The sequence below is a fragment of the Corynebacterium tuingiense genome (genome assembly GCF_046718165.1).
Taxonomy (GTDB): Bacteria; Actinomycetota; Actinomycetes; order Mycobacteriales; family Mycobacteriaceae; genus Corynebacterium.
This window is the reverse complement of the sequence record NZ_CP177101.1, coordinates 771701-791173: the sequence shown is the minus strand read 5'-3', so window position 1 is coordinate 791173 and position 19473 is coordinate 771701. Positions and strand designations below refer to the sequence as shown.

The window sequence follows — 19473 nt, the reverse complement described above, 5'->3', positions numbered from 1 at the left end:
TGGCGCTATTGCACGCTGGATTCTTGCAATTGATCCACGAGGTGGTGGACCAGCGGGGTCAATGTAGCCATTCCATCGCGCACGGCAGCGCGCGACGGTGCGAGGTTGACCACGACGGTGGAACCAGAAACGCCCGAAATACCGCGGGATGCACACGCATCGACCGCGCCGCAGGCCTGACCAGAAGAGCGCAATGCCTGGGCCACGCCCGGCACCATCTTATCGATGACCCCAGTGGTAGCTTCCGGGGTCTTATCACGCGGGCCCACGCCAGTGCCGCCGACGGTGAGCACGAGATCCACACCGCCGACGACGCCGGTTTCAATAGCCTGCCGGATCTTGGATTTCTTCGAGCGCACGACCACCGAACCATCGATGCGGAAATCCGCCTCTGCTAAAAGTTCAGTAACCAGTTTGGAGGTGCTATCTGAATTTTCGCCGGGGTGATCCGTGACGATCACAACGAGCGCGCGGCGCGGCGCCGCCACTCGGTCCTCCTTCTCACTGGCCAAGAGGTAAGCATCATCCGGCTCCGCCACATCCCGCAAAGCGTCTGTGGAAGCCGAATCCTCCAACCTGGTCGAATCGGTCAAGTCTTGCTGAGAGTCTGCCATTTTTCTCCTTCAAAGAAACGTCGGGGGCGCAATGCGGACACGGCGCGGGCTGGCTTTTAATCTACTCGCCCGTCAGGGTTACCTCTACCTGACGAGTATCATCCGAATTTCCATCGGATACTTCCAAGGTGACGGTCGCACCGAAGTCCTGGGAACGAGCGGCCGCGATAAGCGCATCGGCGTTTTCAATCAGCCGGTCATTGACGCGGGTGACGATATCGCCCTGCTTCAATCCTGCTTGTTCCGCTGGGCTGCCCGGCTCGACCTCGGCAATGCGCGCGCCATTACCGTCATCGCGCGCCAAGACCTTAACCCCCAAGGTGGGGTGAGTTACCTGGCCTTTATTGATGAGCTCATCCGCCATGCGCTTGGCAAAGTTGGAAGGGATGGCAAATCCAAGGCCGATAGATCCGCCCTCGCCCGTGGCTTTATCAGACAACGAGGCAATCATCGAATTCATACCGACGATATTGCCGTCCATATCCACCAAGGGGCCGCCGGAATTGCCGGGGTTAACGGCGGCGTCAGTCTGGATGGCATCGATAAGCGAAGACTCGCCACCCTCCTGGGACGCACGCACCGGACGGTTCTTTGCGGATACGATGCCAGAAGTCACCGTGGCATTGAGGCCGAGCGGCGAACCGACGGCGACTACCTCTTGGCCGACCGCTACCGCATCCGAGTTACCGAATTGCAAGTGCGGTAGGTCTTGCACGTCCTTGATTTTGATGACGGCGACATCCGTATTGGCATCGGAAGCCACGAGATCAGCTTCGTGCTTGCTGCCATCGTTCAAGGTCACCTGCATGATGCCGCCCTGTTCCGCACCGGCGATGACGTGGTGGTTGGTTAACACGTAACCATCGGGAGAAATGATCGAGCCAGAACCTTCGGCAGCCGAGGTCCGAGTGGCGGTCTGAATGGATACCACGGCCGGCAAAACCTTGGCGGAAACCGCTTCCACCGAACCTTCCTCTGGCTCCTTACCCATGCTATTGGCGGCCGGTTGACTATGAAGAGCCTCGTTAACCACGGACGTGCCGCTGCTGGATTGGTTCTTGCCCACGACCACACCGGTAATGGAGCCTGCTGCGATTGCCGCTACGGCAGCGATTGCCGTCGCCACGCCAAGCCCGATCTTCTTTTTCTCCTTTGGCTGCGGCGGCAACGGCGTTACCCCAGGCACAGGCGGCTGACCGGGTTGGTTATTTGCAGGCCCCTGCTGGGAGTACTCGCTGTACTGGCTAGCGAAGCTAGATGTTTCATCCTGCCCGCGGGTACCACTCTGCTGAGCGCCACCAAAAAGGCGATTGCTGGGCGGGGTGTGCTGCCCGTGTGCGGAAGCTCGTGCCTCCTGCTCGTTGATGCGCGGCTGGTTCCAGCCCTGGGAATAGGTTCCATTGGAATAAGCGGATCCAGAATCCTGCTGCCCACCGCGCGGCTGGCTATACGGCGTTTGCCCATTGTTCGTATCGTAGGGTTCCTGCGGGACACCGTGCGACTGGCCATTATTGCCGCGGTTGTCATCATTCCTCATGTTCATAGGAACACTATGCCTCGCTTCGCTTAGTCACAACTTAAACTACTCTGCCAACGTACTAGAAGTTCCTGTGAAGTTACTGTAGGCAATAAGCTGGTTAAACTCGCCGCACCCGTCGCCTCCTTCATGCTCGCACACGCCTCCACCATCGCCCCACTAAGCATTTTTCATTCTGGTGCCCGAGCCGCCGTGAACACAATCACAGAGGAATAAGACTGATCCACCATCAGATTAGCGCACTTTTATATTTACTTTATGGCTAGCCTTGCTTTAATTTGAAGTGGATTTCGCTAAGTCTTTAAGGCCCAAGGAGTAGACAGCACTGTCACGGCTCAAGTCCTCCCCCACGGCCTAGCGCCACCCTGGCCGAAAGGCGCTTTTTAATACCCCACCTAGGAGCCTAAAACATCGCAACCCCCTCGCAGTCACTAAAAGCAACCAGGAGGGGGTGGGATTGAATGCAGGCTTAGAACTGCTCTACGTCAACCAGGCCGAGCTTAGCGGCCTTGACCAGACGGCGCGGGATGCGCACGTTCTGACCGTCGATGGTGACTTCCTGGAGGGCGACGTTGTCAGCCTTCCACTGGGAACGACGTGCGTGGGTGTTCGCACGGGACTTCTTAAACTTAGGAGTTGCCATTTTCTTTTCTTCTCCTTACGCGTTCTTCTTCTTGCGGCGAGCCATGGCACCGAAGCGCTGGTTGAAGCGCTCGACACGGCCAGCGGTATCCATAACGCGCTGTGCACCAGTCCAGAACGGGTGGGACTCAGCAGTAACGTCAACGACGATGAGCGGGTACTCGTTGCCGTCTTCCCACTCAACGGTGCGAGAAGAGGTAGCGGTGGACTTGGTCAAAAAGGAGTGACCGGTACCAGCATCGCGGAAGACCACTGGGTGGTAATCCGGGTGGATGTCTTTCTTCATATATATTCCCTCAGGGTTGGACTACGGGTCGGTTCCGCACACTGGGCTGCTATGCCGGTACGGATCGTGCCCGAGTTGGGATGTACAGTTACAGCTCGCCCGGCGCCACAATGCGCGCCGACCGATAACCTGAATTATCCTACATTCCACGGCCATATATACGAAATTGCTCACCTGCGGCAACCACAGTCGCCACAGGCGCGCATATGCGCCTCATTCGTTATAGTAAGGCCTCGAACCTCCCCCAATGCCTTGGTTACAGTTGCTCGATCTCCAACACAACGCGAACAACATTAAGTACGGGGCGATTGCGGTAGCGATTAGGTATATCGCGAGTAAGGCTGTAAGATTTGCTCTTGCTGTTGTCAAAATATACGTATTACGCCCCGTCTACTGGTTTTTGACGACGATGCCGCACCTGCTCACACCTCACTTTTTGAGCACTGCCACCCTCACACGGCAGTCGGCACGTAGTCGTTTATAGCCACGATGTGGGCGGCTAGGAGAAAGAAGACCCATGTCGGCTATTTGCCAGGTAACGGGCCGCAAGCCGGAATTCGGCAAGCAGGTCTCGCACTCGCACCGCCGCACTTCGCGCCGTTGGAACCCCAACGTGCAGCGTCGTCGCTACTACCTGCCCTCTGAGGGCCGTACCATTACTCTGAATGTTTCCACCAAGGGTATGAAGATCATTGACCGCGACGGCATCGAGTCCGTTGTTGCCAAGATCCGCGCACGTGGGGAGAAGATTTAAGTATGGCACGTAACGATATTCGCCCAATCATCAAGCTGAAGTCCACTGCGGGCACCGGTTACACCTACGTGACCCGTAAGAACAAGCGCAATAACCCGGATCGCATCTCCCTGAAGAAGTTCGATCCGATCGCCCGCAAGCACGTCGAATTCCGCGAGGAGCGATAATTCATGGCTAAGAAGTCCAAGATCGCTAAGAACGAGCAGCGCAAGGAAATCGTCGCCCGCTACGCGGAGCGTCGCGCTGAGCTCAAGAAGATCATCAAGAACCCGAACACCCCGGATGAGGAGCGTTTGGAGGCTCAATTCGAACTGAACCGCCAGCCTCGTGACGCTTCCCCAGCCCGCGTTCGTAACCGCGACGCAGCCGATGGCCGCCCACGCGGTTACCTCCGCAAGTTCGGCCTGTCCCGTGTCCGTATGCGCGGCATGGCTCACCGTGGTGAGCTGCCGGGCGTTCGCAAGTCCAGCTGGTAAAGGGGTAATTGCACAATGGCTAATAAGCGCAATAACCAAAAGAAGTTCCGTATGGAGCAGAGCCGTCGCCCGAAGAAGAACCCTTTGAAGGCTGAGGGCATTGAGAAGGTGGACTACAAGGACACCAAGACTCTGCGTCTATTCATCTCGGATCGCCACAAGATCCGTTCCCGTCGCGTCACCGGCTTGAACCCGCAGCAGCAGCGTCAGGTTGCTACCGCAGTCAAGAACGCACGCGAAATGGCTCTCCTGCCGTTCACCACCCGCTAAACAGTAGCTGGGTATCAACAGCGCACTTTTGCCGCTGGCAAGTGTGACACGGTAAAAGAACCATAAACTTTCGCCGCCCCGCCTTTCGAGGTGAGGCGGCGAAAGTCGTTTTAGGGTCTCGCTACGCCGCAAACGCCACACGCCGCGGCAACACCAGCCGCAAAACTCGTCCACGAACGCCCACTGCCACGGACGCGACGAACCCGCTGCACACTCCCCCAAGCGCTACTGCGCTTTCACATAAGTGTTACATTTATAGCAATCCTGCGCCGCACAACTTTTAGAAGCGCACCGCTTTGTAATGAGTGAAAGGCAGTGACTGTATGGCCCTGCACCAATCCCTTCTCGATCTTTCGGAGCTTGCTCCCCATTGCCAATCCCGGGCAACCGCTCGCGGCTTGTTGGCGGAGGCACAAGATGTCTTGCGCAATGCGGTAGCGCACCAGGATGATGAGATTGAATTAGCCTCCTGGTTTTCGCGGCTACTGACAGACATCGTGCGCGCCCCAGGCGTGGACGCGGATGTCCGGTTAACCGGCGCGGCGGCGCGCGGGGATCAGCTGCCCAGCATGCCCATCGAGTGGATGGGAGAAGACAGCGACTTGGAGTCTGTTTTTCGCGATGTTGGCCTAGAGGTGCACCAAGCAGCCGATTCCATGGCAGCGCGCGTCGATGCTGGCCTGCCTTTAGGCCACGGCGGCGAGCAGGCGTTGTTGGAGGAGGCGTTGGCCCAGCGTCCGCCATTGCTCCAGCGCGTTGGCGGTTTGCCCGATCGCAGCGCGGCCGTGGATATTAAATCCATGCTGTTATCCCCCATCGCCGCCATTGCGCGGTGGGCGGCACCGGGGCCACGACCTACGGTCGATCGCCTCGCCATTGGTCAAGAACGCGGAATGCTCACAGCGGAGGACGCAGAGACCTTGGATCTTGCGTGGCGCACAGGGTATTCGGTAGAAATGCGACGCTGGTTCGACAATGTGCACGGCCGCGAATCCACGCTGCAGGATCTCCCGCCGCTGGAGCGCACGGCCTATGGCACAGCTTGCCGCATGGTGTCTGCGACCTTCGAATCCATCTCCCAACGCGCCGCGGATGGCGCACATTAAAATCGCCACAAAATGCTGTGGCCATGCATGCGCTCCGCGCCGTCTGGCTGCGGGGCTGTAGAGTTGTTGAGTAAAAGCATTTTCTGCTGAGAGAAAGGAGGCGTCCGCCGCATGTCAGGAAACGTCGGTAGGCCGCGTAAACATAGCCCCCGCCGCAGAGGCAATAGCGCCCGGGAAGAAATTCTGGACGCCTCCTCAGAGTTATTTACCACCCAGGGCTTTGCCACGACGTCGACCCACCAAATCGCGGACGCGGTGGGCATCCGGCAGGCATCGCTGTATTACCATTTTCCCTCCAAGACGGAGATTTTCCTCGCACTGCTTAATTCCACCATCGAGCCCTCGCTGGAGCTTGCCGATGAGCTGGTAGATTCCGATGCCGAACCCGAGCAGCGCCTGTGGTCGCTGGTCGCTGCGGAATCGCGCCTTTTGCTCACCAGCGGTTGGAACGTCGGCCGGTTGTACCAACTGCCGGTGGCCAATTCGCCTGAATTCTCGGAGTATCACAGCTCCCGCGAGCGGCTGGAGAACCACTTCCGTACCACCGCCGCCGCGATTGTGGGCGATGCGGATCCGCGCATCGAATTGCCCTTCCACGTCGCGCTGTCTGTCATCGAGATGCGCCCCAATGATGGCACGCCTCCCTATGCCGCGGCCCAGTCGGTTCCGGAGACTGCCGCCATGCTTGCCGATGCCGCCCTTGCCGTCCTCGGCGCCACAGTCCCCGAGGACGCCGAAGCCATGACGCTTGAGCTACTGAAGAACCGCAATGACTCGATTTCTGCGGCTGCGGCGGCCGCTGCTGATCGAAAGAAGAAAAAGTCCCGTTAACCTCTTCCTTGCGTCGTCGTTAACCACTTACCAGTGGTTAACGTTGCCAGGATTGAGTAAAGTCCGCGGTGGCGGCCAGTCCGCCGCCTTCGCGCACGCTAATCCCGCTGGGGGTTACGACAATGGTCGAGGGCGTGGCATCCACGTAGTAGTTGCCACTATCTTGGCCAATGATTGGCCCGGTAAACTCGCCGCCGAAGATGGTCGACCGGTAGGTCAGCGTTCCTCCCGTGTTTTCGCAGACAATCGCTCTGCCGTCTGGACCTTTGCCTGCGAAGACGACGCGCTCAAAACGGTGGCAATTGGCGTAGGTATTAATATCGGTCCAGCCGTACTCACCCAGGCCATCGATGAGGTCACCTCCGCCGCCATTATTGTTTTTCGGTGGCTGTGCCTGTGCCTGTTCCTTTTCGGTTTCGGTCACCGTCACCACGGGTGGTTCTTTCTCCTCGGTTTCCGGGGACTCGGTCGTCGAGGTTTCTTCTGCGGAGGTATCCGTCGTGCCCTCTACGGTGGTCATGCCGCTGTCACCAGAAAATTCGGGCTGCTCCCCATCCGTTCCATTGCTGCAGGCGCTTAAAACGATGCCCGCAGTCGCTACCGCGCCGAGGCGCAGTCCCCAACGCAAACCTGAAGTTAGATTAAAGTGCGGCATGATAAGTCCTTTCTCACAAGCCGGGGTGAGGGCTAACAAGCTGGGGTCGGCCAAGCAACGTCGGCCTTGGAAAGATCGACCGCCATGCCCGAAAGTATTGGTTGGGCGGAGGCGTATTGACCATCGGGGGCCGAGGCGATGAGTGCTACCGCAACCTCGCGGCCGCCGATGGTGGCAAGACCCATCTGCCGCACATCATAGCCGCCGGCGGTATCTGGGCCCCAGCCACCTTTAAGGGCAGCACCCTCTAGATTGCGTAGGCCATAGCTTTGGGCGGGGTCGGGCGTAGACATCGCGCTGAGGATGGGCTCCGCACCGTTGACGCAGCGCAGCTTCGCCATGAATGCGGCTTGGTCGCCCACGCTCCACTGCGTTTGCCCGAAGGCGCTAAATTCCGGGCGGGTGACCTGGCTTTGTACCTGGGTGGTGGTATCGCCGGCCTCGGCAAGCACTTGTTGCGCGGCCTGGGCGGCTTGCGCTCCGCCGCCAAGGGCGTCCCAGGCAGATTGCGCCGCTTCATTATTGGAATAGGTAATCGCAGATGTCACCACGTCGGGGCCGATGAGCCCTGCGCGATGGGCCGCGATGAGCACCGGCACCTTGGAGGTGGACCAGGCGGTTTCGGGCGCGGTGCGCCCGGCGGCAACGGTAGTGGTTCCATCCGATACCGCGATGCCTACATTCCCGTAGTTGGCGGCAATGCGGTCGAGCTCGCGCTGCAGGTCACCAGCCACAGCCGGCCCACCATCTTCGGCAGCTTTCGCGGCATCGGATTGGGCATCAGCCGGCGCAGCCTCATCCTGCGCTGCGGCATCGCGAGGGCTATCCGCCCTATCCGCCGCCCTATCCGCCGCGCTCTCCGTAGAGCGCGACGTCGCCTGCTTGGCGATGCCCGGCTCTGATTCCGGCTCCTGCTCGCCCTGCCCGCACGCGCTAAGACACAGCGCCCCGGCGATCATTAGGCCGCCGAGCGCCATGCGTCTCGGTGTAGTACGCCTCGGTGCGGTGTGGGTTGGTGCGAACATGGCCAGGCTCCTTAGGTCTCGGGCGCTATCGCTAGTGAGCGAAGTGGCGCGTTCCAGTGAGATACATCGTAACACCAGCGGCCTTAGCTGCCTCGATAACTTCTTCATCGCGGATGGAGCCGCCGGGCTGGACAACGGCTTTGACGCCGGCATCGAGAAGCACCTGCAAGCCATCGGCGAAGGGGAAGAAGGCATCGGAGGCGGCGAAGGAGCCTTGGGTGCGGTTGGTGGCATCGGCAAGCGTATTGGCGCGCTCGACCGCAAGCTTGGCGGAATCCACGCGGTTGACCTGGCCCATGCCCACGCCCACGGTCGCATTGTCCTTAGCCAGCAAAATCGCATTGGACTTGACCGCGCGCACCGTGCGCCAGGCGAATTCGAGCTGGGCCAAATCCTCGTCACTCAAGGCCTCGCCCGCTGCCAGGGTCCAATTTTCGGGCTTATCGCCCTCGGCCTGGTAGGTATCCGGTTCTTGGCGCAGCACGCCGCCGGAGATGTACTTGCGCTCCTCGCCCTGTTCCTCTGGCTCGGCCAAAAGCACGCGCAGGTTCTTCTTGCTCTGCAGGATTTCCAGCGCCTTATCCTCATAGGCGGGTGCGACGATGACCTCGGTGAAAATGCCCTTGACCTGCTCGGCCATCTCTACGCTGACCTCGCGGTTGACGGCGATGACGCCGCCGAATGCGGACATTGGGTCGCAGGCATGCGCCGCGCGGTGGGCTGCAGCGATGGACTCGTCCGATACGGCAATGCCGCACGGGTTGGTGTGCTTGATGATCGCGACGCAGGGCCGCTCGTGGTCCCAGGCCGCGCGCCACGCAGCATCGGCGTCCTGGTAGTTATTGTAGCTCATTTCCTTGCCGTTGAGCTGCTTGGCGTTAGCCAGACCCTTGGTGCCAATCCGGGTCACGGTGGCGGCCTGGTGGGAGTTCTCGCCGTAGCGCAGCGAGGTGGTCTCCTCGCCTTCGCTGAGCTGGTCAACGAACCATGCGGAAACCGCCGCATCGTAGTTAGCGGTGTGGAGGAAGGCATCGCGGGCAAGCCCTCGGCGCTGGTCAAGGCTAAATCCACCCTCTTCAACGGCCTGGGTTACCTCGCCATAGCGCGCCGGATCCACGACCACGGCAACGGACGGGTGATTCTTGGCCGCCGCGCGCACCATGGAAGGCCCACCGATGTCGATCTGCTCCACGCATCCATCGAAGTCCGCGCCGGAGGCTACGGTTTCCTGGAAGGGGTACAGGTTGACCACGACGAGCTGGAAGGGCTCTACCTCAAGATCATTGAGCTGCGCCAAGTGGTCTTCCTTGCGGGTATCTGCCAAGATCCCGGCATGCACGCGCGGGTGGAGCGTCTTGACGCGACCTTCCAGGCACTCGGGGAAGCCGGTGAGCTTTTCTACCGGGGTGACCTCGATTCCCAGGTCTGCAATCTTCTTGGCGGTGGAACCGGTAGAGACGATCTCTACGCCTGCCTTATCAAGTGCGCGGGCCAGATCCTCCAGCCCCGTCTTGTCGTACACGCTAATGAGTGCGCGCTTTACCTGCTTGCGGTCTTCGCTCATGAGGAGGATTAAGCCTTTCGAAAAGTCTTAGTCTGCGAGTTGAATAAAAAGTTCCTCGCCGCGGGACTGCGCCGCGCGCAGCACATCGACGATGAGTTCGCGCTCTACCTTTTTAATGCGTTCGTGAAGACTACTTTCATCATCGTCTGCTCGAACGGCCACCGGCCGCTGCGCAATGATGGAGCCGGTATCCACTCCCGCGTCCACGAAATGGACAGTAGAGCCTGTGACCTTCACGCCGTATTCCAACGCATCGCGCACCCCGTGCGCGCCCTTAAACGCGGGCAATAACGCCGGGTGGGTATTGATGGTGCGACCTTCGAAGCGGCGGAGGAAGCCCTCCCCCAAAATCTTCATAAAGCCTGCAGAAACAACAATGTCTGGCTGCGCAGCAGCTACTGCATCAGCCAGACATGTATTCCATTCGGCACGGTCCGCGCCCATTTCCACGATCTCGGTATCGATATCGCGTTCTCGGGCGCGGTCAATACCTCGACACGGCTTATCCGCCACCACTTTCACCACACGGTAGCGCCCATCTTGGGCATCCAAGATGGCTTGCAAAAGCGAGCCCGTCCCAGAGACAAGCACGACAACTCGTAGGCGATCAGTGGCAGCAGTAGCGCGTGGTGGCATCGGTGAAGTCACGCGCTATAGCCTAGTCCCTCCTACCGCTTTCAGTAGAATCTGCCGCGTCAGGGTTGCCCTCATCTGCGTCCTCTTCCACGAGCTCGCCTTCCAGGATCTCGGGGTCTTCAGCCGCTTCGCGCTCGCTGCTTTCCGATGCCCCTTCTTCCCCACCATCGCCCGCGGTACTTTCCGCGTCATCGTCGTCGTCGCTGTCTTCAACGACCTCCCCTTCGATGACCTCGTCGGTGCTGTCTGCGCTGCCCTTGGATTCTGCGGCAGCGTCATCGTCGTCGGCTGCATCCTCTGTTTCTTCCGCAGCGGACTCAGCGGCATCGCCGTCACTCGACTCCGATTCATCCTCGTCGGATTCGCTTTCCCCAGATTCGGCATCAGCATCGTCGGCTTCAGCATTTTCTGCATCGTCCGTGTCCACATCAGACCTCTCTGCGTCAGCGGTGTCCTCTGCAGCCGAATCTTCTGCCGACTCTTCGGTACCGTCTGAATCCTCTTCGGTAGCCTCCGCCTCGGCTGCACGAGCGTCCCGCCAAGTCATGAACGCAAAGGCTGCCGCGACGGCCAAACCGACGACGGCGAACCACAGCGCGGCAAGGCCGGCAGCGGTCCACAGGTGCGGGCCGGTGTGGCCGTAATAGCCCAGCGTGCCGCTGACCAGGTAGCACGCGAAGAACATGATGACCGCGGTAGCCACCGTAGCTGCAAGCACCTTCTGGAAGGATGGGCGCTTCTTATACAAGGACAGCGTCGCCGCGATGAGGGGAACCACCATGAACACAACCGCCCACCCCGGCGAGGAGGCCGGAATGCCACCGGTAATCGGCAGCGGCGGCAGCGGAACAAGGTGGGTGCTAAAAAGGCTTACCTGCGCTTCTCCTGCCGAAAACTCCGACCCCACCAGCACTGCTCCGGTGCTGACGATGGCATTAGGAATATACAGCAGACTCAACAAGATGAGGGTGAAAATTCCCAGCCCGGATATGGAAGGGTACTCATCCATCATCTCCCCTTGGCGCGAGAAGTTGACGATGAAGACCAGCACGAAGACTACTGCCGCGCCAATGGCGAGGTAGGCGAGGTAGCGCAGGGCAATAAGGGCGGCATCGACAAGCAGCGGCGGGGCGCCATAGCGCTTAGCCAAGGCGCGCCACAAGCGGGTACCCATGCCCGCTGCCATCGCGGTCAAGTGCACCACGATAACCCGGGCCAGCGCGGCAGCAAGGTTGGGCGGGGAAACGTCAAAGACCTTGCCGGCATCCCACAGCATCACCCAGGCAATGCAGGTCAACACCACGGGGACGCCAACCACGCAGGCGACGAGTATGGCTAGGTCCTTCACGCTGACTTTGTGTTTTACCGCGGCGCGCACGCGCACCGCCACCACCGTGGCGAGGATGAGGGCGGGCAAGGCAGGCAAGAACGACAGGTCCACCCCGGCCGCCGATACCGGCGCGAGGTTAAAGACCATCCACGCTTCCGCCACGATGGTGGGCAACCATGCGAGGGGCGATCCAAAGAGCAAGAGCGCGCCAAAAGCGAGCGCCACAATAATAAGGACAACAATAATATTCGGCAGAGCCGCCGACATGAATAATTGGCGGATGCGCCCCGCTTTCGTCAGCGGGGCCGGAGTGCGACGGGCCTTCGCCTTCGACCCAGCTTTGCGCGCGACGCGTTCTGCGGAATTGTGCGGCTTTTGCGTCGCTGTGGCGTGGGGCGCACGAGGGGCGCGCTCTGTCTGCACTGTCCGGCCCCGCGCCTGGCTACGCGGGCGGGGCGTTGACCGAGATTGGGGGCTGGTGTTTTTGTTCATCGGCGTCCACTTTGCCACCTTTTGCGCGCGGTAGCGGGGTGGCGCGACGAGGCACTTCCAAAATCACCGTGGAGTTCTTCAGTAACTACTGTAGACATATATATAAGGAATGAAGTTTTCCCCCTTATCCCCCACTGGCCACAGTAATTTCACGCCACGGCGCCTCCGCAACCGGCTCCGAAGGCGCACTGTTACAGCTTCGGGGCTACCACGGGGGCTTGGTTTTAAGAGATTTATATCGCACTATGCGTAAAATTCTCCAGAAGTTGCCTGCATGTAGGCTTATTCCAGACCAGCGCGAGAAAATATTCACTTTTGGCTTGCTGTTATCTTTTTGAGACGCTACTGTTACATCTCGTTGGTAACAAGAAGGTCACAATCTCGTAACTAACCCAGAGACGATGTAACGCTCTTTTTGAAGATTGTGAAAGACACGAAAGAAGATTTAATGCGAAGCAAAGTTCAGCGTGGCGCCGGCCGCCATCGCAAGATTGTCACCTCGCAGACCACAAAGGGTCGTATCGCTGTCATGACCGTTGCAGCCGGTGCCGTGTCCACCGCCGGCGTAGGCGGCGCAGCTGCCGCAAACGTTGAGTCCGACAACACTGCATCTACCACCACCACGACGCAGTCTGTCGACTACAAGCTTGCCGCTGATACTTCCGAGGTTAATGACGCCCCAGCCGGTTCCTCCGATGCTGCGCCGCAGATCCTCAACGTGGCTGAGGCAAAGCCGGTCACCAACCTGGTTGACCAGCTGAGCAAGTCCATCCAGGCTTCCGCTGACCGCGCCGCCGAGGACCTTGCAGCTCGCGCCCCTTCCATTGCCCGCCCCGCTGAAGGCGCCTTCACCTCTGGCTTCGGCCCGCGCTGGGGTTCGTTCCACTCCGGCGTTGACATCGCCAACGCCATCGGAACCCCCATCCTTTCCATCATGGACGGCACCGTTATCGATTCCGGCCCAGCCTCCGGCTACGGCCAGTGGATCCGCATCCTCCACGATGACGGCACCATGACCGTATACGGCCACATGCAGACCCTCGACGTTGCCGTGGGCGAACACGTGCACGCAGGCCAGAAGATCGCTGGCATGGGTTCCATGGGCTTCTCCACCGGTTCCCACCTCCACTTCGAGGTTCACCCGAACTCCGGTGACGCCGTTGACCCACAGGCATGGCTGGCCGAGCGAGGCATCCAGCTCTAAGAGCCTTCTTTCCTTCTTGTTAAAGCGCCGCAGATATCCCCTGCGGCGCTTTTGCTATACCTAGCGGCACCCTTCCACCTCCGCTCGCTCGCAACCGCAAAAATCAATCCCCGTTCGCCAACGCGTCGTACACACCGCCTAGGGCCGAAAAGTATTCCCGCAATTTACCTACATGCCATGTGTTTGCAAGATGCGGCCCTTAAGCTGTCAGCTGTCTTTTTATCCAGCCCTCCACAAGGAATACTCATATGCGGACACGCACTCTCTCCCTCATCACTGCCCTTAGCTGTGCCCTCGCGCCCACACCAGCTCTGGCTTCCGAAGGCACCACCTACTACTCCACCAAGCAGCATTACCAGCCACAGGGATCAAGCTACGCCGAAGCCCCCAGTGGGTTTCACCAGATTTACACCTCAACGGTAGATCGCCACGGATCCCGCGGGCTATCAAGCTTTAAATACGACGACCTCGCACAGCAGATGCTGGAGTATGCCCAACAACGCGGTCAGCTCACCGAGCTCGGCACAAAGCTCATCCCGCAAGTGGAGGCCATGATAACGGTAAACCAAGAGCTATCCGGTGGCCCTGGCCAAGAAGCCGGTTATGGAAACCTGACGGAAGTGGGACGAGAAGAGCTCGGGGGCATCGGCAAGCGCAATGCACAGCGCAATGCGGAGCTACTGGAATCGATTGCTGCCGAAGACCTCAAGGTGAGCTTTACTTCCTCAGGAGAGGACCGCGCCAATGACTCTGGGTGGAACTTCGGGGAAGGTCTACTGGAACAGTCTCCCGCACTGGCTGAGCACTTGGATGATGAAATGACAGACGGCCACGTCAACATCGCCGCACGCCCTGACCTGATGTACGCACACAAGGATAAAAACGCTGCATCCTATCAGCGCCATACGGAGTGGAAGGACTCTCAGGTTTTACAGGAAAAGGTACAACAGGCCTACGCCAAGCCAGAGTCACAACAGGCTGCACGCAGCTTACTGGCTAAGATTTTTGCGCCGGAATTTATCAATGCTTTAGCAGATGGTTCCATTCACTTTTCCGCCCGAGAAAAGGACGATAAATCCGTTGAAGGCATCGTCGATGCGGCCTTGCAGTTTTACAACCTATACATCATCGCTCCAGCTTTGGAGCACGAGGAAAAGGCCCCGGCGGAGGGGTGGATCTTTGATGAGTACATGGACGATACTAACGGACCGACCTTCGCGTACCTGCTTGACGTAGAAGACTTCTACGAGAAAGGCCCAGCTATCCAGGGCCAGACAGTTGCCTACGACAACTATGAACCACTGCTCGAAGAGATGATTAGAAACGTTGAGGACCGCGCTGCTGGCGGCGAGGTAGCCGCCAATTATCGCTTCGGCCACGCTGAGACAATCATGCCGCTTGCCGCGTTACTGAAGCTGCCCGGTTCCGAGCAGGGTGTCCCAGAAGATGATTTATACAGCTGGGATAACTCCGCTTGGCGCGGTGATGCCGTCTCGCCGATGGGAGCGAATATTCAATGGGATGCATTCCAAAATGATCGCGGAGAGACCCTCGTGCGGATGCTCTACAACGAAAAGGAAATCCCATTCCACGATGGCTGTGAGCCCATTACCGCCGACTCAACTTTTTATACTATCGAAGAGCTGGCAGATTGCTTGCCCTTAGGCTCCACCTCAGATCACTCTCAAGCCCACCTCATAGACGCTGAAGACGCGACAGATCACCAGCCACCGGTTGCTGATTCCCTCTCTTCCAAGCCGCAGTTCTGGGGGATCATCGGTGCCCTTGCGGGCGCACTGGCCATCGGTATAGGAATCGGTGCGGTCAACGCTTTCGGCCCACAAATTCAACAGCAACTGCAGAAATTTAGCAGTCAGCTCCCTTTCTAGCGCCCTTAGGGATGGCCCCGCCCGACGGGGCCACAAGACGCTTTCAGCCGAGTCCAGTACAGGGCCTTGTCGCAGGTAGACGGCTTTTTACGGTCCTTCCCCAGCGCTCAAACCACCCTACCCCCCCGATAGCTACCCCCAGAGCTTAAACCAGTACTTCAAACCTGCAACTTTAGCCACTTTCGTAACACGCGCAACAAGCTGGCATGTTCGAAACTTTTCGAATGATCGTGGTTTCTACCAGCATTTTTCCAGATTGCGCGGCACCCATGGGCAGGCTAACTTTTAACTCGTTGCCACAAGCGAACGCCAAATGGGGTATTTCCATTCCCCGGCGTGTCGCAGGGGGCAGTTGAAAGACGCCAAACCTTTAAGGTTTGCACGCCTCGAGACCATGCACAGCCATGAAAAGGACTAAAACTTATGAAGCGCATGAACCGTGCACGCAGGAATGTAGCGCTAAGCATCATCACGCTTGGCACCGTTTTTGCTACCGGCACCTCCGCTTTTGCTGCTGATCCAGTGGCCAGCGTGGACGTTTCCAATGGCTCCTCTGAGCCCCAAGCCACCAACGTCGACAACGCGGGCGTTATCGACGCCGCCGTCGGCCTCGCAAATACCGCCGTTGGTGTGCTCAACGGCGATGCCACCCCGAAACTTAGCCAGAATGACTCCGGCGGGGTCAACATCGTCTTAGACCCTTCCTCCGTTCCTGGCCTTGGAGAGGCCTTCGCTCCCGAGGGAGACCGCTCCGGCCTCACCCCTGAGCGTGGCAAGGACGCATCTGGTAATACGGTGGTCTTCCCCACCTCCGGCACGTTGACTTCAGGCTTCGGCATGCGCTGGGGCGCGATGCACAACGGCATCGACGTAGCTAACCCAGTCGGCACACCGATCCACTCCGTCATGGACGGCACAGTCATTAACTCCGGCCCGGCACAAGGCTTTGGCAACTGGATTCGCATCCAGCACGTCGATGGCAGCATCTCTGTCTACGGCCACATGCCCGCCAACTCGCTGCGCGTCAACGCGGGCGACCACGTTTCGGCCGGCGACCACATTGCGGATATCGGCAGTGAGGGCCACTCCACCGGCCCGCACCTGCACTTCGAAATTCACCCAGGCGGCGGCGCAGCCGTTGACCCAGTGGGCTGGTTCGACGAACGCGGGATTTCGGTCTAGAGCTTTTCCATCGGCACACCGCCGATGAGCATGAGCCGCACCTTGCCGGAGGAACCAAAGTCCACGGTCACCGTGGCGCGGGCACCGGAACCGGCCGTTTCAATCACGGTTCCAAGCCCGTACTTCGCGTGGTTGACACGGTCTCCTACCGCGAGGTTGAGGTTCTTATTCTTCGGCATGGAATTAGCTGCAGGCTGGCGAGTGCGTTGCGAAGGGGAAGACGTAGCGCGCTGGCCAAACCCAGCACCCCCACCACCGGAATAGCCGCCGCTAGAACCGCGGCGATAGCTCCGGCCATACTGATAGTCATCGGCTCCCCAGGAACCGGTGAGGTCACTATCGGAATCCTCTCGCCGCCAGTCGATGAGATCCTCTGGGATCTCGGCGAGGAAGCGACTGGCGGGATTGGTTACCGGACTGCCCCACGCAGAGCGCAAGATGGCGCGCGTGAGGTACAACTTTTCGCGGGCGCGAGTGATACCCACATACGCCAGGCGGCGCTCTTCGCTCAATTCCTTCGGGTTACCCAGCGAGCGCATGTGCGGGAATTGGCCGTCCTCCCAACCGGCGACAAAGACGACGGGAAACTCCAAGCCCTTCGCCGTATGCAGGGTCATCATGGTTACTACCCCGGTCTCAGAATCCGGAATCTGATCCGCATCCGCGACTAGGGAGACCTTCTCCAAAAAGGCTTGCAACGAGCCCGGCGCGGCTTCGCCTTCTTCTAAAAGCTCATTGGGATCGACGGCATCCGCACCAGCGGCGGCCATCTGGTTGGCGGCCTCCGAGGTAAATTCGCGGGCCACAGAGACCAACTCATTGAGGTTATCGAGGCGCGCACCGTCCTGCGGATCGTTGGAGTTTTCTAACTCCGCCTTGTAACCGGTGGCATCCAGGATGGCGGTGAGCAATTCGCCCAAATCGGGCTGGCCGGTCACCTCATCGCGCATGCCTGGGATTTGTGCGCGGATGCCATCCATCATGTCGTTGAACTTGGTAACGGCATTGACAGCGCGGGTGCCAAGACCGGGGACGACGCCCCGGGGGACATCGGCAAGCGCCTTGCCAAAGCTTATCCCCTGGTTCTCCGCGTGCAGGGCAATCTGGCCCTGGGCCTTATCGCCGATGGCGCGCTTGGGAACGTTGATGATGCGGCGCAGGCTCACCGTATCGTCCGGGTTATCCATAATGCGCAGGTAGGCCACCATATCGCGGATTTCGCGGCGCTCATAAAAGCGGGTTCCGCCAACGACCTTATAGGGGATGCCGGATCGAATGAAGATATCCTCCAGCGCGCGGGAGGCATTATTCGTCCGGTACATCACGGCGATATCGGAGTAACTATGGCCCTTATCCGCCAGCGCATCAATCTCCGCGGCGATAAAGCGGGCTTCATCGTGCTCATTATCCGCCACATACCCCACGATGGATTCGCCATCGCCATGCGCGGTCCACAGGTTTTTCTCCCGACGGTTCTCATTTTTCGCAATCACGGCATTGGCCGCGTTCAAAATGGTCTGCGTGGAGCGATAGTTCTGCTCCAATAAGATGGTGTGTGCTTGCGGGTAATCGCGCTCGAATTCCTCGATATTGCGGATGGTGGCGCCACGGAAGGCATAAATGGACTGATCGGAATCACCCACCACGCACAGCTCTGGGGCATCGGGGCCCAGCTCACCCTTGCCCACCAACGCTGCTACCAGCGCATATTGGGCGTGGTTGGTGTCCTGGTACTCATCAATTAGCACGTGCTTAAACCGGCGGCGGTAAAACTCCACCACCTGGCGGTGCTCGGTGAAAATGCGTACTACTTCCCCGATGAGATCGTCGAAGTCCACCGCATTGGCTGCCCGCAGGCGGCGCTGGTACTCGGCGTAGACATCCGCCACGGTTGTCTCAAACGGATTCTTGGTCTGCTGCGCTTTTTCGGCCGCTTCATCCGGGCCCACGAGCTCGTTCTTTTGGTTGGAGATTTGGTTCGCCAGCACTCGCGGGGTGTACTTCTTCAAATCCAGCTGCATGTCCTTGGCAATCATGGATAGAAGCCGGCGGGCATCATCGCCATCATAAATGGTGAAGTTGGTATTAAGCCCCGGTACGAGCTGCGCGTTCTGGCGCAAAATACGCACGCAGATGGAGTGGAAGGTAGATACCCACATGCGCTCAGCCACCGGTCCTACCAAAGAGCCCACGCGTTCTTTCATCTCTGCGGCGGCCTTATTGGTAAAGGTAATGGCGAGGATTTCCCACGGGTTAACCCCGCGGTGACGCATGAGGTACGCGATGCGGCGGGTAAGCACCGCCGTCTTACCGGAACCCGCACCGGCGACGATAAGCAGGGGCCTGTCGGTATGGGTGACCGCCTCTAATTGCTGCGGGTTCAAACCTTGGGTTAAAGGATCGGACTCCGCGGGCCTGGGCGTGCTACCAAAAGGGTTCTGCTGTTCGGGCTGGCTAGGGGCAAAGCCGCCGCGGGAGGTAGTGCCGGATGCGGGTTCGCGCGGGGTGGAAGAAGGGCTAAATGGAGAGTTATTCGTCATAATGCCTACCAACCTACTAGTCCCACCGGACATGGCCGGTATTTGCGGCATACACTGCGCTTTCTAAATACCTGACCAAGTGGCACAATAAGGGACCATGACCGCTGAAGATAATGAATCCATCGTTGACAATGGCTTGGATATCCGCACGCCCACCGGCACGGATGATCCCCTATCTGATGCGGAAATCCAGCAGTATCGCGAGGAAATCAACCGCCTTGACCAGATCATCTTGGATGCGGTCAAGCGCCGCACCGAGGTCTCCCGCGCGGTGGGCCGCACCCGCATGAGCTCCGGAGGCACGCGCTTGGTACACACCCGCGAGATCGCCATCCTCAATGAGTTTCGCGCGGAGCTTGGCGAGGAAGGCCCCACCATCGCCTCTGCTTTGCTGCGCATGGGCCGCGGACGCCTAGGCTAAACCCACCACTCAACCCCTC

At 59.3% G+C, this 19473-nt stretch carries 20 protein-coding genes; 10 read left to right on the top strand and 10 right to left on the bottom strand.

The annotated features are described in order from the left end of the window. Positions 1-5: 5 nt before the first annotated feature. The 4 genes from ACLI1T_RS03815 to ACLI1T_RS03800 all read right to left on the bottom strand — a co-directional run bounded on the left by ACLI1T_RS03815 (position 6) and on the right by ACLI1T_RS03800 (position 3079). A complete protein-coding gene (locus tag ACLI1T_RS03815) occupies positions 6-614 on the bottom strand; it encodes a molybdenum cofactor biosynthesis protein B (protein ID WP_023025969.1) in 609 nt (202 codons plus the stop codon). Positions 615-675: 61 nt separating this feature from the next. After that, positions 676-2157, bottom strand: coding sequence for a S1C family serine protease (locus ACLI1T_RS03810; protein ID WP_349862987.1), 1482 nt, complete (start codon positions 2155-2157; stop codon positions 676-678). Positions 2158-2620: 463 nt separating this feature from the next. Further along, positions 2621-2794 carry a 50S ribosomal protein L32 gene (gene rpmF / locus ACLI1T_RS03805; protein WP_411703066.1) on the bottom strand — a complete coding sequence of 58 codons (174 nt, stop codon included), beginning with the start codon at positions 2792-2794 and terminating at the stop codon, positions 2621-2623. 15 nt (positions 2795-2809) lie between these two features. Beyond that, on the bottom strand, positions 2810-3079 hold the full coding sequence (locus tag ACLI1T_RS03800; RefSeq protein ID WP_005279912.1) for a type B 50S ribosomal protein L31: 270 nt from the start codon (positions 3077-3079) through the stop codon (positions 2810-2812). A gap of 517 nt (positions 3080-3596) precedes the next feature. Between ACLI1T_RS03800 and rpmB the strand changes: the two genes are divergently transcribed. The 6 genes from rpmB to ACLI1T_RS03770 all read left to right on the top strand — a co-directional run bounded on the left by rpmB (position 3597) and on the right by ACLI1T_RS03770 (position 6516). Beyond that, positions 3597-3833, top strand: a complete 237-nt coding sequence (gene rpmB, locus ACLI1T_RS03795) for a 50S ribosomal protein L28 (RefSeq protein ID WP_005279911.1) — start codon at positions 3597-3599, stop codon at positions 3831-3833. Between the two features lie 2 nt (positions 3834-3835). Continuing rightward, entirely contained in the window at positions 3836-4000 is a 165-nt protein-coding gene (gene rpmG, locus ACLI1T_RS03790) for a 50S ribosomal protein L33 (protein ID WP_023025964.1), read from the top strand. Between the two features lie 3 nt (positions 4001-4003). Beyond that, positions 4004-4309, top strand: a complete 306-nt coding sequence (gene rpsN, locus ACLI1T_RS03785; protein ID WP_005279906.1) for a 30S ribosomal protein S14 — start codon at positions 4004-4006, stop codon at positions 4307-4309. A gap of 15 nt (positions 4310-4324) precedes the next feature. Continuing rightward, the gene (rpsR, locus tag ACLI1T_RS03780; RefSeq protein WP_023025961.1) at positions 4325-4579 is read left to right on the top strand and encodes a 30S ribosomal protein S18; all 255 of its coding nucleotides are present in this window, start codon (positions 4325-4327) and stop codon (positions 4577-4579) included. A 323-nt stretch (positions 4580-4902) separates the two neighbouring features. Beyond that, positions 4903-5685 carry a putative nucleotidyltransferase substrate binding domain-containing protein gene (locus tag ACLI1T_RS03775; protein WP_023025943.1) on the top strand — a complete coding sequence of 261 codons (783 nt, stop codon included), beginning with the start codon at positions 4903-4905 and terminating at the stop codon, positions 5683-5685. A gap of 111 nt (positions 5686-5796) precedes the next feature. Beyond that, positions 5797-6516 (top strand): TetR/AcrR family transcriptional regulator, encoded by a 720-nt coding sequence (locus ACLI1T_RS03770; RefSeq protein WP_023025941.1) that lies wholly within the window; start codon positions 5797-5799, stop codon positions 6514-6516. A gap of 37 nt (positions 6517-6553) precedes the next feature. Here the strand turns inward: ACLI1T_RS03770 and ACLI1T_RS03765 are convergent, their stop codons facing one another. The 5 genes from ACLI1T_RS03765 to ACLI1T_RS03745 are packed head-to-tail and all read right to left on the bottom strand — an operon-like array spanning position 6554 to position 12149. Continuing rightward, a complete protein-coding gene (locus ACLI1T_RS03765; protein ID WP_411703065.1) occupies positions 6554-7171 on the bottom strand; it encodes a hypothetical protein in 618 nt (205 codons plus the stop codon). A 32-nt stretch (positions 7172-7203) separates the two neighbouring features. Further along, complete coding sequence (locus ACLI1T_RS03760) at positions 7204-8196, bottom strand: hypothetical protein (protein WP_411703064.1); 993 nt, start codon at positions 8194-8196, stop codon at positions 7204-7206. Positions 8197-8227: 31 nt separating this feature from the next. After that, on the bottom strand, positions 8228-9760 hold the full coding sequence (gene purH / locus ACLI1T_RS03755) for a bifunctional phosphoribosylaminoimidazolecarboxamide formyltransferase/IMP cyclohydrolase (protein ID WP_411703063.1): 1533 nt from the start codon (positions 9758-9760) through the stop codon (positions 8228-8230). Between the two features lie 27 nt (positions 9761-9787). Then, a complete protein-coding gene (purN, locus tag ACLI1T_RS03750) occupies positions 9788-10396 on the bottom strand; it encodes a phosphoribosylglycinamide formyltransferase (RefSeq protein ID WP_411703284.1) in 609 nt (202 codons plus the stop codon). Positions 10397-10418: 22 nt separating this feature from the next. Then, complete coding sequence (locus ACLI1T_RS03745) at positions 10419-12149, bottom strand: DUF6350 family protein (protein WP_198010495.1); 1731 nt, start codon at positions 12147-12149, stop codon at positions 10419-10421. A 517-nt stretch (positions 12150-12666) separates the two neighbouring features. On the opposite strand from ACLI1T_RS03745, the gene ACLI1T_RS03740 reads away from it, so the two are divergent. The 3 genes from ACLI1T_RS03740 (at position 12667) to ACLI1T_RS03730 (ending at position 16493) form a co-directional block, all read left to right on the top strand. Beyond that, on the top strand, positions 12667-13422 hold the full coding sequence (locus tag ACLI1T_RS03740; RefSeq protein ID WP_023025928.1) for a M23 family metallopeptidase: 756 nt from the start codon (positions 12667-12669) through the stop codon (positions 13420-13422). Between the two features lie 248 nt (positions 13423-13670). Then, a complete protein-coding gene (locus tag ACLI1T_RS03735) occupies positions 13671-15311 on the top strand; it encodes a histidine-type phosphatase (protein ID WP_411703062.1) in 1641 nt (546 codons plus the stop codon). A gap of 423 nt (positions 15312-15734) precedes the next feature. Continuing rightward, positions 15735-16493 (top strand): M23 family metallopeptidase, encoded by a 759-nt coding sequence (locus tag ACLI1T_RS03730; RefSeq protein ID WP_411703061.1) that lies wholly within the window; start codon positions 15735-15737, stop codon positions 16491-16493. Here the strand turns inward: ACLI1T_RS03730 and pcrA are convergent. Then, positions 16490-19033: a DNA helicase PcrA gene (gene pcrA, locus ACLI1T_RS03725; protein WP_411703060.1), complete on the bottom strand. Its 2544-nt coding sequence runs from the start codon at positions 19031-19033 to the stop codon at positions 16490-16492. The genes ACLI1T_RS03730 and pcrA overlap by 4 nt on opposite strands. A 97-nt stretch (positions 19034-19130) precedes the next feature. On the opposite strand from pcrA, the gene ACLI1T_RS03720 reads away from it, so the two are divergent. Beyond that, positions 19131-19454, top strand: coding sequence for a chorismate mutase (locus tag ACLI1T_RS03720; RefSeq protein WP_005279891.1), 324 nt, complete (start codon positions 19131-19133; stop codon positions 19452-19454). Positions 19455-19473 lie beyond the last annotated feature (19 nt).